The organism is Desulfobaculum senezii (genome assembly GCF_054657395.1).
In genome coordinates this window covers 1415904-1434577 of the sequence record NZ_BAAHYU010000002.1, presented here as the reverse complement: position 1 = coordinate 1434577, position 18674 = coordinate 1415904, and the positions used below count along the sequence as shown (strand labels likewise).

At 62.6% G+C, this 18674-nt stretch carries 11 protein-coding genes; 4 read left to right on the top strand and 7 right to left on the bottom strand.

Going from position 1 to position 18674, the window contains the following annotated elements; genetic code table 11:
* Positions 1 to 129 precede the first annotated feature (129 nt).
* From ACYQ2T_RS07220 to ACYQ2T_RS07210, 3 genes are all read right to left on the bottom strand, one after another.
* Positions 130 to 3726 carry a PEP/pyruvate-binding domain-containing protein gene (locus ACYQ2T_RS07220; protein ID WP_459899625.1) on the bottom strand — a complete coding sequence of 1199 codons (3597 nt, stop codon included), beginning with the start codon at positions 3724 to 3726 and terminating at the stop codon, positions 130 to 132.
* 220 nt (positions 3727 to 3946) lie between these two features.
* Complete coding sequence (locus ACYQ2T_RS07215) at positions 3947 to 7651, bottom strand: pyruvate carboxylase (RefSeq protein WP_459899623.1); 3705 nt, start codon at positions 7649 to 7651, stop codon at positions 3947 to 3949.
* Positions 7652 to 7713: 62 nt separating this feature from the next.
* Positions 7714 to 8604 (bottom strand): biotin--[acetyl-CoA-carboxylase] ligase, encoded by an 891-nt coding sequence (locus ACYQ2T_RS07210; RefSeq protein WP_459899621.1) that lies wholly within the window; start codon positions 8602 to 8604, stop codon positions 7714 to 7716.
* A 76-nt stretch (positions 8605 to 8680) separates the two neighbouring features.
* On the opposite strand from ACYQ2T_RS07210, the gene ACYQ2T_RS07205 reads away from it, so the two are divergent.
* Positions 8681 to 9946 carry a tRNA nucleotidyltransferase/poly(A) polymerase-related protein gene (locus tag ACYQ2T_RS07205; RefSeq protein WP_459899619.1) on the top strand — a complete coding sequence of 422 codons (1266 nt, stop codon included), beginning with the start codon at positions 8681 to 8683 and terminating at the stop codon, positions 9944 to 9946.
* A gap of 264 nt (positions 9947 to 10210) precedes the next feature.
* On the opposite strand, the gene ACYQ2T_RS07200 is transcribed toward ACYQ2T_RS07205, so the two are convergent.
* Positions 10211 to 11053 carry an alpha/beta hydrolase gene (locus tag ACYQ2T_RS07200; protein ID WP_459899617.1) on the bottom strand — a complete coding sequence of 281 codons (843 nt, stop codon included), beginning with the start codon at positions 11051 to 11053 and terminating at the stop codon, positions 10211 to 10213.
* Between the two features lie 186 nt (positions 11054 to 11239).
* Between ACYQ2T_RS07200 and ACYQ2T_RS07195 the strand changes: the two genes are divergently transcribed.
* Positions 11240 to 12157, top strand: a complete 918-nt coding sequence (locus ACYQ2T_RS07195) for an exopolyphosphatase (protein WP_404844763.1) — start codon at positions 11240 to 11242, stop codon at positions 12155 to 12157.
* Positions 12158 to 12235: 78 nt separating this feature from the next.
* On the top strand, positions 12236 to 13147 hold the full coding sequence (locus ACYQ2T_RS07190; protein WP_459899615.1) for an esterase/lipase family protein: 912 nt from the start codon (positions 12236 to 12238) through the stop codon (positions 13145 to 13147).
* Here the strand turns inward: ACYQ2T_RS07190 and ACYQ2T_RS07185 are convergent.
* From ACYQ2T_RS07185 to ACYQ2T_RS07175, 3 genes are all read right to left on the bottom strand, one after another.
* On the bottom strand, positions 13071 to 14174 hold the full coding sequence (locus tag ACYQ2T_RS07185) for a glycosyltransferase (RefSeq protein WP_459899614.1): 1104 nt from the start codon (positions 14172 to 14174) through the stop codon (positions 13071 to 13073). The genes ACYQ2T_RS07190 and ACYQ2T_RS07185 overlap by 77 nt on opposite strands.
* 10 nt (positions 14175 to 14184) lie before the next feature.
* Positions 14185 to 15831 carry a glycosyltransferase family 4 protein gene (locus tag ACYQ2T_RS07180; RefSeq protein WP_459899613.1) on the bottom strand — a complete coding sequence of 549 codons (1647 nt, stop codon included), beginning with the start codon at positions 15829 to 15831 and terminating at the stop codon, positions 14185 to 14187.
* 109 nt (positions 15832 to 15940) lie between these two features.
* Entirely contained in the window at positions 15941 to 16789 is an 849-nt protein-coding gene (locus tag ACYQ2T_RS07175) for a glycosyltransferase family 2 protein (RefSeq protein WP_459899612.1), read from the bottom strand.
* 282 nt (positions 16790 to 17071) lie between these two features.
* Here ACYQ2T_RS07175 and ACYQ2T_RS07170 point away from each other — a divergent pair, with 282 nt between their 5' ends.
* Positions 17072 to 18568, top strand: coding sequence for a GGDEF domain-containing protein (locus ACYQ2T_RS07170; RefSeq protein WP_459899611.1), 1497 nt, complete (start codon positions 17072 to 17074; stop codon positions 18566 to 18568).
* The last annotated feature ends 106 nt before the right edge of the window (positions 18569 to 18674 follow it).

Here is an 18674-nt window from a genome sequence, read left to right as displayed (position 1 = left end):
CCCTATGGGTTGTCATTACGATGTGCGGGACGCATTGCGGGCGGCCCTTGCGGTGTAAAAAAGCCCCCCGGGCCGATGGTCCGGGGGGCTTTGCATGCGGATGCCGTACGGTCTCCGGTGTGCGGAGAACTAGGCCAGTCCGAGAGCCTTACGCTGCTTTTCCAGCGCTTTGATCTGCTCGTCGAAGTTGGCGAAGCCAGCCTGATGCAGGGCGTCGAGAACGGTGCTCTCCCAGTCCCAGCTGGCGTAGATAACCGGCTTGTGGAAGGTGGCACGGAAGCGCTGCATCTCCTGACGGTAGAACTCTTCCTTCTCGGCATCGAGATTTTCGCGAAGCTGCTCGGCAAAGCGGGCAAGCTCGCCCTCGTACCATTCGAGGAAGTCGGCAGGCGTCTTGTACTTCTTGAGGATGTGACCGTAGTTCTCCTCCTCAAGGAGCTTGATGAGACGGTTGAGGTGCTGCTTTCCAAGCCACTTGCCAAGGTTGGCGAGGGGAATGTTCAGCGCCTCGACAGCGGCCATCTCTTCCTTGGTCTGGTGGTAGGTATCCGGCACAACGGAGGCGGAGGTGATGCCGGCAATGGCAACCAGTCCGCGCAGAATCACGCTGTTGGAGACACCCTGACCGCAGAAGCCGACCTTCTTGGCGTACTTCTGACCGGTGAAGATGGTCACGAGGATGGCCCAGATAACGGCCGGGTCCTCTTCGTCGTAGATGTGCTGGAGTCTGGCGTTGTCACGGTCCGTAGCAAGCACCATCTGCGTCATGTCATTGGAGCCGATGGAGAAGCCGTCGAACTCTTCAATGAACTGCTTGGCAAGAATGGCGTTGGCCGGGATTTCGGACATGAGGATGATCTTGAGACCGTCCTCGCCGGACTTCACCTTGTGCACCTGCTCAAGGTAGCGCTTCATGCTGCGCGCTTCTTCCAGCGTACGCACGAAGGGCAGCATGATCTGGAGATTCTTGCCGCCAAACACGCCACGGGCGAGCTTAAAGGCTTCGATTTCCCAGTCATGGATATTACGGGAGACACCGCGGTAGCCAATCATCGGGTTGTCTTCGTAGCTTTCGAAGAGGTTGCCGCCGATGAGGTTGCGGTACTCGTTGGATTTGTAGTCGGTGGTACGGTAGACGATGTCCTTGCCATAGAAGGCCATGGCGAAGAGCGCGAGGCTCTGGGACAGGGTCTGCACGTAGTGTTCCTTGCCGTTGCGGTAGCCGCGGGACTTGATAAGCTCGCGGATGCGCTCGGGCAGGGTGCGGACTTCCTCAATTTCCTTAGCCAGACCGGTCTGGCGGGCGACTTCGCGGCGCATCTCGCCGATGCGCTGGAGGACGTCCTGAATGTAGGGGTTGTCCTTCACGAGCTGCATGTGCTCGTTGATCTTGGCCTGCAGCTCCTGACGGCTCTTGACGCTGTGCGTGTCGGAACCGGAGAACTGCTCAAGGGCGTCGGCCCAGCCCATAACCACGGCAACGTGGGCCTCAAGATCTTCGGAGGTCTTGAGCACGTCGAGGCGATGGGTGGCCTGCTCCAGATGGAAGTCGAGCTGCTTATCCAGTTCGCGCATGTGGCGATGGATGGCGAGGACTTCCTCGGTGCCGCCGGGAGTGCTTTCGCGTTCGGTCAGGGCCTGAATCTGCGGAGCGAGGTCGGTGATTTCACCGACGTAGTCGCGCAGCTTGAGGTCGAGGGTCCGCACGCCGGAAGCGAGCTGGTCGCGCACAACCTTGGTCAGCTGGGCGTCGAGGTCGCGGAGCTTCTTGTCCACGAGGGTGTCCAGCAGGCCGGAGTCGTAGGCTTCCAGCGCCATCGGGTGGATGGAGATGTTGCCCAGCATGAACTCGGCGCGCAGCAGGCCAACTTCGAAGTCCGGCACATTGCGCAGACGGGACAGGAACAGCGCCTGACCAACGTCGGCGAGAATGAGGCCAACCCGAGTCTTGGTCTGCGGCAGCTTGGCGGTATCAATCTCACCACCAACCTCAATGAGGGGCAACTTGCCGCGGTACACCTTGGCGCGGGAACCGTCGACCGTCACTTCCTGACCGTCGAGGTTACGCAACACTTCGGCGCGCTGGATGCCAATGATGGCGGGGATGCCCAGCTCGCGGGAGGTGATGGCCGCGTGGGAAGTGTCGCCACCCACATCGGCAAGGATGGCGGAGGCGATACGCATGCCCGGAACCATGTCCGGGTCGGTGCGCTCAGCCGCCAGCACGTCGCCCTTGTTGACCTTGTTCAGCTCAAGGGCGGAACGCAGGAAGCGGACAACGCCCTGCCCAGCACCGCGGGATGCGCCATTGCCTTCGATGATGACCTCGGCGCGGGTGAGCGCCTTGGGGTCCACTTCGAGGCGACGCATGAAAATGGTGTGCGGGTGCTGCTCGAATTCTTCGTTCCAGCGGGTCTCGGGGCGTGCCTGCACGAACCAGAGACGGTCGGAGGAATCGATGCAGAATTCGGTATCCATGATCATTCCGCCGTAGGCCTTGCTGATGCCACGGACGCCGCGGGCGACTTCCTCGGCCTGAGCAAGCGACAGAGACCACTGGTAAGCGTTGAAATCATCAACGCGCTCAATCTTGGTGCCGCCCTCGGGATCGTAGACAATCTTCTTGTCCTTGAAGCCCATGGAACGGATAACGACTTCGGCGTTGTCGTCACGCTTGAAGACGTAGAACTTGTCCGGGGTGACCATGCCGCCGACAACGGCTTCGCCGAGGCCATAGCTGGCATCAACGGAGACGAGGTCCTTGCGGTCGGTGCCGCGGCAACCGGTGGCGGTATCCGCGGAGAAGGCGGTACCGGAGATGACCGGATTGATCATGCGCATGATGCACACGGACAGGGAGGTATTCTCGATGGCCCACTCTTCTTTCGCCGTGGTGGCGATGGAATCGTCGCCGGTGGCCTCTGCCTCGGCAATGGCGTCGAGGATGGCTTCACGGCGGTAGGTCATGCTGCGCAGGTTGTAGGCGGAGGCGCAGTCCCAGTGGTAGGCTTCCACACAGTGGTTTTCGCCAACGATGTTCAGGTAGGTATCCTGAAGACCGGCGAACGCCTTTTTCCGGCTGTCCTCGCCTGCTGCGGAGGAACGGACGGCCACAGGCACGTCCTCAAGACCGGCTTCCTTGCAGATGCCGGTGTAGGCGGAGCGAACTTCGCGCTCCACGTCTGCGGGCAGCACCACGGAAAGGATGGCGGTCTGCACCAAGACGGAACGCTTGCGGAGCTGGTCGATGCCCTCGGGAGAGGTCGCAAAGCCGTCCACAACGTTATTCACGAAGGAACGCAGGCGGACCTTTGTGCCTTCGGAGTCGGACTCGCGCACCTTACGGGCAACGTTCCGCACAAACTTCTGAAGATAATCCGAATCCTTATTGACTTCTTCATCGCCCCAGTCGATGCGCTTGTACTCTTCCTCAACGGAAGAGCGAACCAGAGCGGCGTCGACTTTGGTTTCGTCGAGGAGCTTATGGAAAGCGATGGAGGAGATAGCCCGGAACTGGGGGGCCCTGATGCCTTCAACCTGGCTGATGATGGCCGTATTGTAGTTCTTGCCACCGACGAGGATCTCTGCCTCTTCGCCAATTGCGACGATATCCGCGCCGTTCAGCACGATCTTTTCTTTAAGAGCGTCCACTTTTGATGTCTGCTTTTTCGTGGGTTTGGCGGTCTTTTTCTCAGCGTCAGCTACCTTCTGCTGTCCTTTGGCCATTCTCTCCTCCTATGAGAGCGGATCGGGAATAGTGATCTGTATTTGCATGCGCAAAAGCTTGCGCCGCTCAGGCTTTAGATAATGAACGCGGCGTAGGTCAAGCACAATCTGCTAAGTGAATAATATAACCTGATTGTACATACCCCTACACCCCTCGCCTCGTCAACACGATTGCTCCGCAAAAAAACCGGGCAGGATGGACTCCTGCCCGGGTGCTTCGCTACTGGAGCTTCTGCCCGCATCCGGGACAGAACACGTAGTCATCCGCAGGGATATGCTGCCTGCATGTCGGGCAGGTTTTGGGAATGGGACCAAGCTCGACGAGCAGTTCCCCTTCCTTGACGGGAATCATTTTCCTGTCTTCCTGATAATCCGCCGCACGGAGCACGCGCTTAACGATGCCCGCAGCCGGCGACAGCACAGCTTTTTCCTGTTTCATGATGGAGATATTGAACAGCTCCTCGCCCTTTTCCACGATATCTCCGGGCTTGACGTACATCACCCAAAGGTCGCCATTGGACGGGGACCCGACCTGCATGGAATTTTTGGGGTCGGCAATTTCCATCCCCTCGGCTGCGGCGGCCTGCGCCTCGGCAACCTTCACTTCCATGCTCAGGAATTCCGAATCCAGCGAGTAGCGCACAATGCACATGCCCTGCTCGTCCGGCTCGGACATATGCAGGATGGTCATGGAGTGCGGCTTGCCGTCGGAGTCCTCAAAGAACATCTCGCGGCCCACTTCCAGCCCCTCGAACCAAACATCCAGCGGCAGGCAATTGCAGTCGCCGAACTTTTCGCTGAATTCGATGGTCTTGAGGGCGTCGCCGGGATGATTCAGGTACATCACCAGCTCCTCTTCCGTGGGCGTGCGGCGCAGGCGCTCGGACAAGGAAGCCTGCTCGGCGTCGATGTTCACGTCCGGCAGCGTTTCGAGAGGAGACGCCTCGGTGCGGCGGTCCAGCGCGCACTGATATTCCGGCCCGAAAGCGCTCTCGTACACCCAGTCCGCCGGGAAGCCCAGCGGCAGGCGGCCAAACTCGCCAAGGAGCAGGCTCCGGAACGCGTCGTTGGCGTCGCAATACAGTGCCAGACGCGCCTTTTTCATATTCTCGGGCAGCTCGTTTTCGGGCGTCTTGACCACAAAGTCCAGAACGTCCAGCAGTTCCTGCACCTCGCGCTCGCCGCCGCGCTTGTACGCGCCAGTCACAGCGAGAAAGGCCGTATTCCAGGTAATCTGCGAGCCGGGGGTCACGTCGTGATAGCGTACAATCTTGCGCGTTCCGGCAAGGAACTTCAGCATATACGGCAGCAGACGGATGTGCCCCTGCTTGAGTGCGCCCTCCTGCGAGGACGACGTGGCGCCGCCGGGCATGCCGTGGTCCACAACATCGTAGTCGATGCCCTGGAAGTACGGCGCGGTGTAGCGGTCGTAGTACGGCATAATCTGCTTCAACACGAAGTTGCAGGAGCGGATCATGTCCTTGTTCAGATTCGTCTTGAGGCCGAGTTCCTGCTCAAGGTAGGCGGCGGTGGACAGCACCTCGCCCTGCCCGTACCAGCGCACGGACGCGCCAATGGCAGTGTCCACAATGTGCGCCCCGGCCTGCGCGGCCGCGCCAACGGCGGGCACAAAGAGGCCGTCCGTAAAGTGGCGGTGGTAGTGCAGAACCAGTTCAGGATACTGCTTGCGGATGGCGCCGACCAGCTCGCGCATAAAGTGCGGCGGACACACGCCAGCCATGTCCTTGAGGCCAAGGATGATCATCTTCTCGGCCTGCTTCAGGCTCACACCCGCAACGTCACGCACAAGGGCCAGAATTTCCTCAACCACGCCCAGATAGTGCTGAACGGTGAAGCCCTGCGCCCACGACATGGAAATGGCCGGTTCAAAGACATTCGCCTTGGACGCCAGCGCCACCTCGGCAAAGGGCCGCATGTTCTCCACATGGTTCAGGAAGTCGAAGCAGCGGATGATGTCGTAATGCTCGTTGATCATCTCGCCCGTGCGGCGCATCAGGTTGCGAGGCTGCGGCTTGTAGCCCAGCACGTTGGTGGAGCGGATGAGAATCTGCTTCAACGTCTTGGGGGCGAACTGATTCCAGCGCGCGGCCTCGGTGAACGGGTAGGTCATGTTGGCCAGCATTGCCACGTGGAAATGCGCGCCGCCGCCGTTCTCCAGCGAGAAGAACCCGCAGTTGTCGAGGTACGGGCCAATGAGCTTATCCTCGGCCAGACGGAACCTGTTGCCGCTGTTGGACTGCGTGATGTCGCGCGCGGTGGTGTCCATGAAGTGGACATGGTCCGTGTCGCGCAGGTAGTCCAGCAGCGCCTTGCGGTCACCCTGCGGATAGGGCGATTCAAAACGCTTGGGATCAAGCTCCGGCAGCACCGGCTCAAAGCGCGCCATGCGCTTGTCCGTACGGCCCCGGTACTCGCCCAGCTGCACATAAGGGTTGTAGCCCTTGGCGGATATCTCGGCCACGAGGCGCGTCAGGCGGTGGGCCTCCGGCTCCTCATAGCGGTAATGCATGAGTTCCGGCGTCTTGGCGATGAAGTTGGTATCGTACTCGCCATCGCGGAACTGGCGGTTGCGGATGATCTGCCTGTGGAAAGGCAAGGTCGTCTTGACGCCGCCGACAAAATATTCACGAAGCGCACGCTCCATGACGCGCAGGGTCTTTTTCCACGTCTTGCCGTAGGCGACCAGCAGGCTGGCTGCGGAGTCGTACTGAGACGGGAATTCGTACCCGGCGCACACGCAGGAGTCGATACGCACGCCCGGACCACCGGGAGAGACGTAGCGCGTGATGAGGCCGGAGTTGGGCGCAAAGCCGTTCTGCGGGTCCTCGCAGTTCACGCGGACCTGCATGGCGTGGTTCAGCGGCTTGGTGTCCTCGTCATTGAAGCGCAGCTTCGCGCCAAAGGCGATGGCGATCTGCTCTTCCACAAGGTCCACGCCGTAGCGGCATTCGGTGATGCCATGCTCCACCTGCAGGCGGGTGTTCACCTCGATGAGGTAGGCACGCCCGTGCTGATCCACCAGAAACTCCACCGTTGCCAGCGAGTGGTAGCCAACGGCCTTCACAAGCTGACGGGAGTATTCCTTGAGCTGCTCGCGCAGCTGCTCGGTCATCATCGGCCACGGGGACGGAGTAATTTCCACCAGCTTCTGGTGGTTGCGCTGCACGGTACAGTCGCGCTCGTCAAAGGCGAAGACGTTGCCGTACTTGTCCGCGATGACCTGAATCTCGATATGGCGGATGCTGGTCAGCAGGCGCTCCACGTACAGACGCGGATTGCCAAAGGAGGCCTGCGCCATGGTGGACGCCTTGGCGAAGGCGTCTTCAAGCTGTTCCTGCTTGTAGACTTCATAGATGCCACGGCCACCGCCGCCGCCCTCTGCCTTCAGCATAATGGGGTAGCCAATGTCCTCGGCGACCTTGCGGGCCTCGGGGATGCTGACGGCGGAATCGGACCCCGGCACCACGGGCACGCCGAGTTTGCGGGCCAGTTCACGCACCTGCACCTTGTTGCCAAGGATGCGCATGGGTTCGGCCTCGGGCCCGAGGAATTCAATCCCGGCCTGACGGCACTTTTCGGGGAAGGAATCATCCTCCGCGGCAAAGCCCCAGCCGGGATGGATGGCAATGACACCCTGAGCTTTCGCTTTTCGGATAATGGTGTCGATATCAAGATAGGCGCGGGGATTATCACCCAGCAGTAACAGCTCCTGAACGCCGTTTGACGCCGGCGAGGTCTTGTCCTGCTTTGTGGCGGTCATCACGGGGATGGCACCCCACATTTCGCGGATGGAGCGAGCTATGCGCCGCGCGGGGATACCCCGGTTGGCCACAAGAATACGCTTGCCCCTGACATGTTCCAGGACCTCGGAGAAGGAGGTCGCGCGCGAGTTGTTCCCTGACAAGGCTATTCTCCCAATGCGTAACGTTTCTCCCGCAGGACGCGGGGCCGGAGGAGAACCCGGCGTTATGCCGGAGAGAGGCTTCCGGCGTAAAGAATCTCTTGGCGCCCATCACGCCTGACGACAAGCCCACCGTCAGGAGCAAGGCCGACAACGGTGACCCGAAATTCCTTTTCGGTTCCATGAATCAGAACGTCATGACCCACCCAGGCCATGCGCCCGACTATGCGTTGAAGAAATATTCGAGACGTGTCACCGCAGAGCGCAGTCTTGTACCAATATTTACAACGATCCACAAGTGCGGCCCACAGGGCTAAAGGCGTAACATCCCCGGACCACTCGGCAAGTGCGGCGGCGTGCGGGGACCATGGTTCGCGCAGTGTGCTGGCGGGCGGCGCGGCCACTATGTTGACGCCTATTCCGGCGATGACGCATCCGGCGCGCTCTTCTATAAGAATGCCGCCGACTTTACGCCCTTCCACCAGCAGGTCATTGGGCCACTTGATAAGGGCGTGGATACCGAAGGCGTCCAGCGCGTCGGCGCACAAAAAGCCAATGAGCAGCGGCAATACCGCGTCCCATTCCTTGTCCAACCGGGGAATGCGCAGGGCGCAATACATGTTCCCGGCAGGCGACGACCAATCGCGCCGAAGCTGCCCCCGTCCCGCCCACTGCGACTGCGCAAGCACACCGTCCCAGTCGCCAAGGCGCTCCAGAACGGCAGGATCACGCGCCACATCCAGCGTGGACGAACACGGTCCGCACAGCAGTGTTGTCTGCTGCCGGGGCCACGACGCAGCGGAGAAAGCCCCTTCTCCGGCATCGCGCCACGGCCCGTGCGCGGCAATGTCACGCTCCCACACCGGGTGCGAGGACGCAAGTGTTTGTGGGGTCAGGGGGTCGGCCAAGCCGTCCAGTCCCCGCCCCAAAAGAAAGAGGCCCTTGTTCGTGTTCATGCCGCAGCACTACTGCGCCGCGTCGCCATGGTCAATCCCACTGGCCCCAATTTCCAAGAAATGATACGCCGGAGGCATGAAAATATGCCTCGTAGGTGGCGCCGTCCGCGACATGCTCACGGGCCGCAGCGCCACAGATCTTGATTTTTTGGTGCTGGACGCCACTGCGGAGGAATTCCAGCAGCGCTTTCCCAGCGCGCGGCAGGTGGGCAAGGCCTTCCCCGTTTTCATCATGGACGGGCACGAATACGCCTTTCCCCGCTCTGCGTGCGCCCCGTGCTGCGGCAGTGGTCCCGGCGCGCTGGCGCAGGCCCAGCTTATGGCGGACCTCGACGCGCGCGACTTCACCATCAACGCCCTCGCCCTGCCCCTGCCGGACTATCCGCGCATACCCGCGCCGGGCACAGCGCTGTCCATGGTCATAGGCCACCCCCGCGCCGCGCGCGACCTGCGCGAACACACCATCCGCCCCGCCTCGGCGCGCGCCATTCAGGATGACCCGCTCCGCGTCTTCCGCGCCGCGCGCTTTGCGGCCCAACTGCCCCACTTCACCCTGCACGAGGAAACCCTCGCCGCCATGCGCGAGACCGCGGCGTCACCGGATTTTGCGGCCCTTGCCGCCCCGCGCATCGCGCAGGAAGTGCGCAAGGCCCTGCGTTCCCCGGCTCCGGGCAACTTTCTGCGCGCCCTGCACAGCGGCGGCGCGCTTGGCGTATGGTTTCAGGAATTCCTCTCCGCGCCGGGCATCCCGGCAGGGCCTTTGCCGTGGCATGACGAAGACGTTCTTGAGCATACGGCGCAGGCGCTGGACCGGCTGGCTGGCGACGAGGACTTCCCGCCCGCACCTGCGGACCGGGAGGTGGCGGCATGGATGACGCTGTGCCATGACCTCGGCAAAACCATGACGCCCGCAGACAAGCACCCCAGCCACCACGGCCACGACGACCTTGGCGAATCCCCGGCCCTGCGCCTTGGTGAACGCCTTGCCCTGCCCACGCGCTTCATCCGCGCAGGCGGCCTGAGCGCGCGCCTGCATATGACGGCGGGCCGCTACGCGGAGCTTCGTCCCGGCACCCGCGTGGACCTGCTCACCGCCGCCCATGCCCAGCAGCTGACATCCGAACTCTTTGCCGTGGTGAAGGCCGACAAGCATCACGACCACAGCGCCACGGCGCGTCGGGACTTGGACTCCATCCTTGCCGTGCACCTTGAGGACAAAGACCAAGACAACGGTCCCGCCTCCGGCGACAAGCTCCGCATGCTCCGCTCCGAAGCCCTCGCCCGCGTGATGCGGCAGGGTGGTGAGGAGAAGCCCGCCCGCACGCCACCCAAGGACGACTAAACGCCAGCGCGCCGCCCGGACTCATCCGCGCGGCGCGCTGTGCTTGCCCCGGCAACGCGGGGAAAAAAGACGACCAGCCTCCCTGCCCTTATGCACTCTGGGCGTCCTCCTCGGCGGCAAAACACACGCGAGAAGTCCCCTGCGCCCCCATCGCCGCCAACGCCGACGGCCTCGCCCACGGCAACACCTCCTGTCCGCCAGCCCCACTGGCCGCCGCCATTGCGGCGACAGCTGGCACATTTGTATGCCATGCACGCGGCCCAATCACCGCGCAAGGCGCTCCGCCTCGTCAAAGCTCCCCCGCGTCCGCGCCTCATCGCGCAAAAACGTCTCAACACCCTCTGTGTACTTGCGCAGTGAACGGAGAAATCCGTCGTTGTGCGGGCCTTCTATTTCCACAAACCGCCGCGGCGGGCGGGCGGCGTCGTAGAGGCGGCGGCCAAGGTCGTAGGGGACCACCTCGTCCTGTGGGCTGTGGATGACGAGCACAGGGCAGGAAATGGCGGCAAGGCGGCGCTCCGTGGCGTAGTGGACGCGCGCCAAAAGCCGCACCGGCAGCCAGCGGTAGACACGCACGCCAAGGTCCGGGATGGACGTAAAGGTTGATTCAAGGATAAGGGCGCGCGGCGCATGCTCCGTCGCCAGCCACGAGGCCACGCCCCCGCCAAGGGAGCGCCCCCAGACGATGACCTCCCGCGCCGGAATCTCACGCGCAATGGTCAAATATTCCCACGCGGCCTGCGCATCCTTATAGGTGCCCTCCTCCGTCGGCTCGCCCTCGCTCTCGCCATAGCCCCGGTAATCGAACAGCAAAACGGACAACCCCATGGACGCCAGCACACGCACGGTGTCCAGCCTATGGGACATGTTGCCCGCGTTGCCATGGCAAAACAGCACCACGCCGCGCGGCGAAGCATGGGGGATGTACCACGCGAGCAGCCGCACGCCATCGGATGTGGTCAGCCACACGCGCTCGAAACGCAGGCCCACATCGGCGGGCGTGCCCCGTACATCGGCGTCCGGGAAGTACACTAAACGCTCCTGCGTAACGTAAAGCCACCCCAAATACGCGCCCACGGCGACAATGACGGAAAGAGCCAGCTGCATGACCGTTTTCATTGAAAACCATATGTTGAGGAAAAAACCGAATTCACCGCGCCCACTTTCACCCAAAATCTTTGACAGATTTTAACCGTTCTGGCTATAAGATTGAATGTATAGCATACATGCATCTCCGCTTACCCCATGGCGGCGCAGAGCCACCACGGCAAGCTCCAGCAAGGAGGAACTTTCATGCGACTGCTTACCAGATCCGACTTCGACGGACTGATCTGCGCGGTCCTGCTTAACGAACTCGGGCTGATTGACGAATGGAAATTCGCCCATCCCAAGGACTTGCAGGACGGCACCATCGAAGTCACGGAGAACGACATCCTCGCCAACGTCCCCTATGTGCAGGGCGCCGGAATGTGGTTCGACCATCACTCCAGTGAGGGAGCCCGCCTTGGTGCGGACTTCGAGTACAAAGGCATGTACAAGATGGCTCCCAGCGCGGCGCGCGTTATCTGGGAGTACTACGGTGGGCATGAAAAATTCCCCAAAGACTTCGACGAAATGATGGAAGCCGTGGACAAGGTGGACAGCGCCAACCTGACCCGCGAAGAAATCCTCAACCCGTCCGGGTGGATTCTGCTTGGCTACATCATGGACCCACGCACAGGCCTTGGCCGCTTCCGCGACTACCGCATCAGCAACTACCGCCTGATGGAAGACCTCATCGAATACTGCCGCGCCATGCCGGTGGAAAAGATTCTGGCCCTGCCGGACGTCAAGGAACGCGTGGACCGCTACTACGAGCAGGAAAAGCTGTTCAAGCAAATGCTGCAGGATAACACCACCGTCCACGGCAACTGCGGCGTTATCGACCTGCGCAATCAGGACATCATCTACGCGGGCAACCGCTTTATGATTTACGCCCTGTATCCGGAGATCAACATCAGCCTGCACATCCTGTGGGGGCTGAACCGCCAAAACGTGGTCTTTACCGTGGGCAAAAGCATTATCAACCGCACGTCCAAGACCGACGTCGGCAAGCTCATGCTCCGCTACGGCGGCGGCGGACACGAAGCCGTTGGCACCTGTCAGGTTCCCGTTGAGGAATCCGAAGCCAAGCTCAAAGAAATCGTGGACCAAATCACCGCCGACGGCTAACGCCCTGCATCACGACACAAACACAAAGGCCGCATCACCCGGATGCGGCCTTTTCGCCTTTTTGGAAAGATTTTCCCCATGCTCACAACGCTTCTTATTACGCTGCTGGCCACGGTTCTTGCCCTTGTCGCGCTCTTCATCGGCGCAACAACACTGCTCTTCTGGTACGAGGCCATCAACGAGGGCGACGCCTCGCCCCTGCATCCCCTTGGCGGGCCGCGCGCTCTGGCGTGGACCCTGCGGGGCGCGCTCAACAGCGTGCGCAGTCAACTGACCATCCTGCTGACTTCGCCAGCGGCCATTGCTCCCAAACTCTGGCTGCCAAAGGCCAGTGCCGACGGCGCGCCGCGTGTGGTCTTCATCCACGGCATCTATCACAACGCCTCGGCGTGGATTGTGGCCTCGCGGCGCTTTGCGCGGGCGGGGCTCACGGACCAGCGCACCCTGAGCTACTGCAGCTTTGGGCGCGACTTCACCGCCACGGCCGACCGCCTTGCCCTGCGCCTTGTCCGGGAGCTGGACAAAGAGCCGCAGCGGCGCATTGTCCTTGTAGGGCACAGCATGGGCGGCCTGCTCATCCGCGCCCTGCTCAAATATCCCACCATCGCCCGCCACACGGACGCGGTGGTCACACTGGGCACGCCGCATCAGGGCAGTAAGCTGGCGGCCCTCGCCCTTGGCACGCTGGCGAAGGATATCCGCCTTAACGGACCGGCCATACGGGCCATCCGCAATGCGGAGCCTACGCCGCCGTGCCCGTGCCTAAGCCTGTATTCGCCTGTGGACGCCATGGTCCTGCCGGGGCGCGCCCTGCGCATCAGCCTGCCGAGCTGGACGGAACAGATGACCCGCCCCGTTAGCCACATTGGCCTGTTGTATGATGCTGAGGCCGCTCGGGCCGCAACGGCGTTCATCACACAGGCGTGCGCAGACGCTCACCAAGACGCCGGTACAGCCGCAGATAGTCCGCAACCATCCGTTCCCGCGTAAAGCGCGTTTGTCCGTGCTCGTAGCCGCCCCGCCCGATGCCGCGCGCAAGGCGGGGGCGCTTTAAGAGCATTGCCACCTGCGCGGCAAGGTCATTCCAGCGTCCGGGCGCAGGCACCATGCCCGATTCGCCGTGCACCATCTGCTCCGGTATGCCGCCAACGCCAAACGCCACGCAGGGCAGTTCCATACTCATGGCCTCCAGCACCACCAGCGGATGGTTGTCCGCCATGGTCGGATAGGCCAGCACATCCGCCGCGCGCATAAAGCACATCATGGTGCGGCGGTCCACGTAGGGCCAAAGCGTCACGTCGCCCTGCCGCTCAAAACGCTCGCCCCCAACCATAAAACACTGCGCCTCCGGGACCGCGGCCTTGATGCTGCGCCACACGTCATGCCATTTGCCCCCGGCCTTAAACGCCGCCTTGGTGCCGCCATGCGCCACAAAAAGCACCAGCTTCGCATCCTGCGGCACTTCGGCAATGCGGCGCGCCTCCGCCCGGGAGATATGGCCCCGCGGCCACGGCACGCCATTGGGGACAACGCGCACATCCGCCTGCGGAAACACCTCGCGCGTGCTGGCGGCAAGGTACCGCGACGGCGACACCAGCACCGGAGCCACGCGCCCCACGGCATCGCGCCGACGCCGGCACTCCGTCTCGGTCTCCGGGTAGGCCTGCGGGCACGGTCCGGCGCAGCCGGTGCGCCACTGCTGACACTCCAGCGGGGCATGGCACCCGCCGGTCAGAAGCGAAAAATCATGTAGCGTCACCAAAGACGCCGGATGCCCGGCCACACCGTCAAGGCATACCGTCCAATCTCGCGTGGCATGCAGGTGCACAAGGCGCGAGGGCGTCGCCTGCGCGCCAACATCCTGCGGCGCGCACAGCGCGGCGCGGCTGGCGTCGCCGAGTTCCGCCATCTCGAAGCCAAAGGTACTGTCGGCCTCCTCCCGCAGGAGCGACTCATGCAGCGCGCGGGCAATGGCCGTGGCCCCGCCGCGCGATTCCAACACACTATGAATATGCACAGGGGGCGCATCACACATCGGTCCGCTCCAAAAAATCATGCTTCAGCGCCCACAGCACGCCAAATTCCGCGTCCTCCGCGCCCAGCCCTTCGGCCTCGGCGTAGCGGGACACAAGCTCTGCGGCGTCTATGGGACGCCGCGCAAAAAAGACCAGCCGCCGCAGGGCCTCCGGTGAAATGCGCCGCTCTATGCCTTCATACATGGTGACAAAGTCGCGCCCCCGGTACACGGCCTGCCCGGACTGGGACCAGACAAGGCGCAGGTCGCCATCCACGCGCAGCGTCGTGTAGCCGCCAAACAGCTCCGCATAGGGCAGGTGCATGGGGTGGCGTACGCCGCGCAGGGCCTCGCGGTCCACGGGCGTGGTCCATAACTCGTCCCACAGCGCGCAGTGCTGGCGGACCACTTCATCCCAGGAAAAATCACGCGCCACGCGCTCCCGCGCCGCCGCGCCCATGCGTTGCCGCAGGCCTGCGTCCACCATCAGCGCCTCCAGCCGCTGCGCCATCACGGCCACATCCACGGCGGTCTGCTGCGCCATATGCAGGTGCGCCTCGGCGTCGGCCACAAGGGGGGCCGTCCTGTCGATGCTGCCACTGCGTACCGGGCCCACCGTGGGGACAAGGAATCCCGTCGCGCCGTCCACCACAAGGTCGCGGTAGCCGTCATAGGCCGAGGCCAAGACGGGCACACCCATGGCGCCGGCCTCAAGGAGCGTCAGGCCAAAGGTCTCCTGCGGATTGTCCACAGGCGACAGGAACACATCACTCGCCCAGAAGAGTTCGCGCTTTCGCGTGTCCGACGGGCTTTCCTCCAGCCGCCAGCCCACGCCGATATTGCGCGCCATCTCCCTCAGCATATTGGGAAAGTTCCCCACGCCGTCATTCCAGCCGCCAAGGCACAAGGTCACCTTGGAGAGGTCCATCCCGCCCCGCCGCACACGCAAAAGCGTCCGAATCAGAGGCAGAACGTCCATCTTGGAGTATGGCGACAGCCGTGCAAAGACGAGGAGCATCACTCCGTCGGGGTCCATGTCCACGCTGGCGCGGGCCGCAGCGCGCTCCTGTGACGTGGCCGGACGGTAGTAGTCCGCGTCCACGCCAAGGGGGATGCGCCGTACAGTGGGCCGCATGCCGCCGCGCAGACCATAGCCGGACTCCAACGCGCTGTAGAAGCCGTCCACAACGTCCACGGCGGTGCGCGAAGTGGCCACCACGCAGTCGCGCGGGGTGGTCCCCGGCCACAAGTGGGCGAGGAAATCGCGCATATAGCGCTGATAGCTCAGGGAGTGCGTCGGCCCGGTGATGGGGAATATCTCACGGCTTTCGGCGTTACGCAGGGCCGCGAGATAGGCGGGATAATTAATGCAGTCCGACAGGTGAAAGGCGTGGTAGTCCGTCTGCGCCAGCGCGGCGGGGAGCGCCTCGCGCCGCCGCACGCAAAAGCGCCCGGCCTCAGCCATAGCGGGAAAGTCCTCCGCCAGCCGCGCCGTTACGCTGTCCACCTGCTTTTTTCCCGTCAAAAAGAAATGGTATTCGTCAAAGGGGTCGGCCCGCAGAAGCGCGCGCAGAAAGGCCACATTGGCCACACTGCGCCCCATGATGGCTCCCCCCTCATAAAAGGGGTCGAGGGTTCCCCATATTCGTTGTGATTTCATGAAGCTGCAAGGAGCACAGAGCACCGACGACGTCAAGGCCGTCTGGCGCGCCGCTCCGGTTTTGTCATCCGCACCGATTGTTCATCCGCGGATGATGGTCACTCTCCGGCTAGGGCTTGCGCTCCAGCCGCCTACGCAGAACGTCCTGCGCTATCTGCCTCAGCCGCCGCACATCCTCTGCCCGTGGAATAAGCCCGCGCCCAAACGGCGCCGCCCACGCTTCGCCGCGCATGACGCCGCGCGCCCACGCCGCCACCGTGGCCGGAAACACTTGCCTGTTGGCAAGGACAATGGCCGCCTTGGCCTGTGCATCGCGCAGAACCGCGCCGGACGTGAAGCTATCCCCGTGCACGCGGTACACATACAGCGCCTCGGGCACATGCGCGGCCGTGAACCCGGCGGCCACAATGCGCAGCCACATGTCCCAATCCTCGTACAGCGTGTCGCCCCGGAAGCCGCCACAGGCTTCATACGCCTCGCGGCGCAGGAGCACCATGGACGACACCACATTCTGCTGGCGCAGCACGTCGAGGGTGCACTCCGGCAAGGCCACATAGTGCGTCCCGTCCGGCGTTATGCGTACAAGGTCCGTGTACGCCAGTCCGGCGCGCGGGTCCTGCTTCAGGGCGGCAAGTGTTGCCTCCAGGAAACGGGATTCCAGCACGTCATCGGAATCCATGCACAAAAGATACCGCCCGCGGGCCGCAGCAAGGCCAACATTGCGCACCAGGCCGGGCCGCCCCTGCCGCGCAACGCGCAGCAGGCGGAAATCAAGCGCGCCCAGCGTCTCCCCCTCGCGCCGCGCCACGGTAACGGAATCATCCGTGCTGGCGTCGTCCACAAACAGCACCTCCGCCTCGCCAAGCCCGACACTCTGCGCGCGCAGAGAGGCAAAAAGTTCCGGCAGGTACCGGCTGTAGTTGTGGTTGGGGATAATGACCGAAATGCGGGGGCTCACGCGGGTTCTCCTCATTCTGGCCTAGGGATATGGGGGCAAATCCGTCCGCCCCGTATCGGCAGGTGGTGATGACTCCTCACTTCCACCATACCAGAAAAAAGGAACTTTTCACTGCGCCCCAGCGTCAAAAATTCAACGCTCCCCGGACTCTGCGACACAAGGCCCCTCGCCGCCGCCCCCCGCCAAGCCCGCGCGTTATGCGGCATTCCCCGCCATTGGCCCCGTTTTTGCTTCATTGGCCTCCAGACAGGAACTCCATTCCATCATTAGCGGGGACCGCACATGCAACATAATGACAACCGCACCGTCCTCTGGGGCTTTGGCCTCAACGACATTGACCGTAAAAAAATAGAAGCCGAAGCCGGAGACAGCTACACACTGCTCAACTGGCCCGGCTCCGCCCTGCCCGAAAACGGACAGGTTGAACGCGAACAGCCCTTTCTCGTCTGGATAGACTATGGCGTCTGGACCACGCTGGACGACGACCGCAAGGCCGCCATCCTTGATTGGGAGACCACGCAGAAGGTCATGGTTGTCGGTGCCAATGCGGACGCGCCCTCGCCGGAGGTCTTTCTGGACCACGGATTTCTATCCATGGTCACCTCGCCGCTGAAGACCGCCAGCATTCAGGACACCCTCGTCAAGGGCATTGAGGTGCATAACCTCTATGACGACATTATGCGCATGACGCGTGAAATCTCCCTTGAACGTGAGATTCTTTCCCGCAAGAACAGCTACCTGCTGTTTCTGAACCGCATCATGACGCGCGCCGTGGAAAGCCTGAACCCCGCAACCATCCTTGCGCAGGCCCGGCAGGACCTGAACATGCTGATGCCGGTACAGGCCGCGCAGTGTATCTTCTGGACCGAAAACGGCCGCGAGAACATCGAGGCCGAACTGTTCCTCGCCTTCCATGAGCACAACACCGTGCAGGAAGCGTGGGTGGAACTCATGCTCAAAACGGCGGCCAAGCTGTCCGGCAGCCATGTGGACAGCTACCAGCTCACCTTTTTGATGGACGCCGCCACAACCGACGAGGGCGAAGACCTCTCGCCGCGCCCCGGGCAGGTTGTTCTGCTGCCGCTCAAGGCGGGCGGCATCGACTTTGGCTGTCTGGCCCTGCTCACCAAGGAGCCGGTCCGCCTTGGCAAGGAACAGCGCGACGTGCTGCACTCCGCAGTCAACCACCTTGGCCTTGCCCTCAAAAACGCCCTGCTCTACCGCGAGGTCAAAATCCGCGCGGACCACGACGGCCTGACCCGCATCTACAATCGTCAGTATTTTGACGAACATCTGGTGGATGAACTTAAGCGTGCCCAGCGTTATCATCAGGAAATCTCGCTGCTGATGCTGGACCTTGACCACTTTAAGGCCATCAACGACACCTACGGCCATCAGGCGGGCGACCTTGTCCTGCGCGAGGTTGGCGCGCTGCTTCAGGAAACGCTGCGCTCCATGGACTTTCCCGCACGCTACGGCGGCGAGGAGTTTGCGGTCATCCTGCCGCACACCAGCGAGGACAAGGCGTGGAACCTTGCCGAACGCCTGCGCCACAAGATTGCCCGCATGCGCTTTTCGCACAAAGGGCGGGACTTTACGGTAACGGCCAGTATCGGCGTCGCCTCCCTCGCCCCGGGCGGATTCCGCAAGAATATCGACATCCTGCGTCAGGCCGACCGCGCGCTGTATCTGGCCAAGGCCTCGGGCCGCAACATGGTCTGCACCACGCGCGGCTGCCCCAAGGACGACGGGCAGGAACAGAGCGAAACGGGCTACTAACCCTTTCATCCCTCACAAAACCACACCGGGCCGCGGCACTTCGTGTCGCGGCCCTTTTCGTGTACAGTGCGTGCAGAGGCAAGCGAAGACTTGACCACCAGCGGCA

What these genes read in the sequence shown, in the direction of transcription:
- ACYQ2T_RS07220 (WP_459899625.1), bottom strand. Translation starts at nt 3,726, where the DNA reads ATGGCCAAAGGACAGCAGAAGGTAGCTGACGCTGAGAAAAAGACCGCC.
- ACYQ2T_RS07210 (WP_459899621.1), bottom strand. Translation starts at nt 8,604, where the DNA reads ATGAACACGAACAAGGGCCTCTTTCTTTTGGGGCGGGGACTGGACGGC.
- ACYQ2T_RS07205 (WP_459899619.1), top strand. Translation starts at nt 8,681, where the DNA reads ATGAAAATATGCCTCGTAGGTGGCGCCGTCCGCGACATGCTCACGGGC.
- ACYQ2T_RS07200 (WP_459899617.1), bottom strand. Translation starts at nt 11,053, where the DNA reads ATGCAGCTGGCTCTTTCCGTCATTGTCGCCGTGGGCGCGTATTTGGGG.
- ACYQ2T_RS07195 (WP_404844763.1), top strand. Translation starts at nt 11,240, where the DNA reads ATGCGACTGCTTACCAGATCCGACTTCGACGGACTGATCTGCGCGGTC.
- ACYQ2T_RS07190 (WP_459899615.1), top strand. Translation starts at nt 12,236, where the DNA reads ATGCTCACAACGCTTCTTATTACGCTGCTGGCCACGGTTCTTGCCCTT.
- ACYQ2T_RS07180 (WP_459899613.1), bottom strand. Translation starts at nt 15,831, where the DNA reads ATGAAATCACAACGAATATGGGGAACCCTCGACCCCTTTTATGAGGGG.
- ACYQ2T_RS07170 (WP_459899611.1), top strand. Translation starts at nt 17,072, where the DNA reads ATGCAACATAATGACAACCGCACCGTCCTCTGGGGCTTTGGCCTCAAC.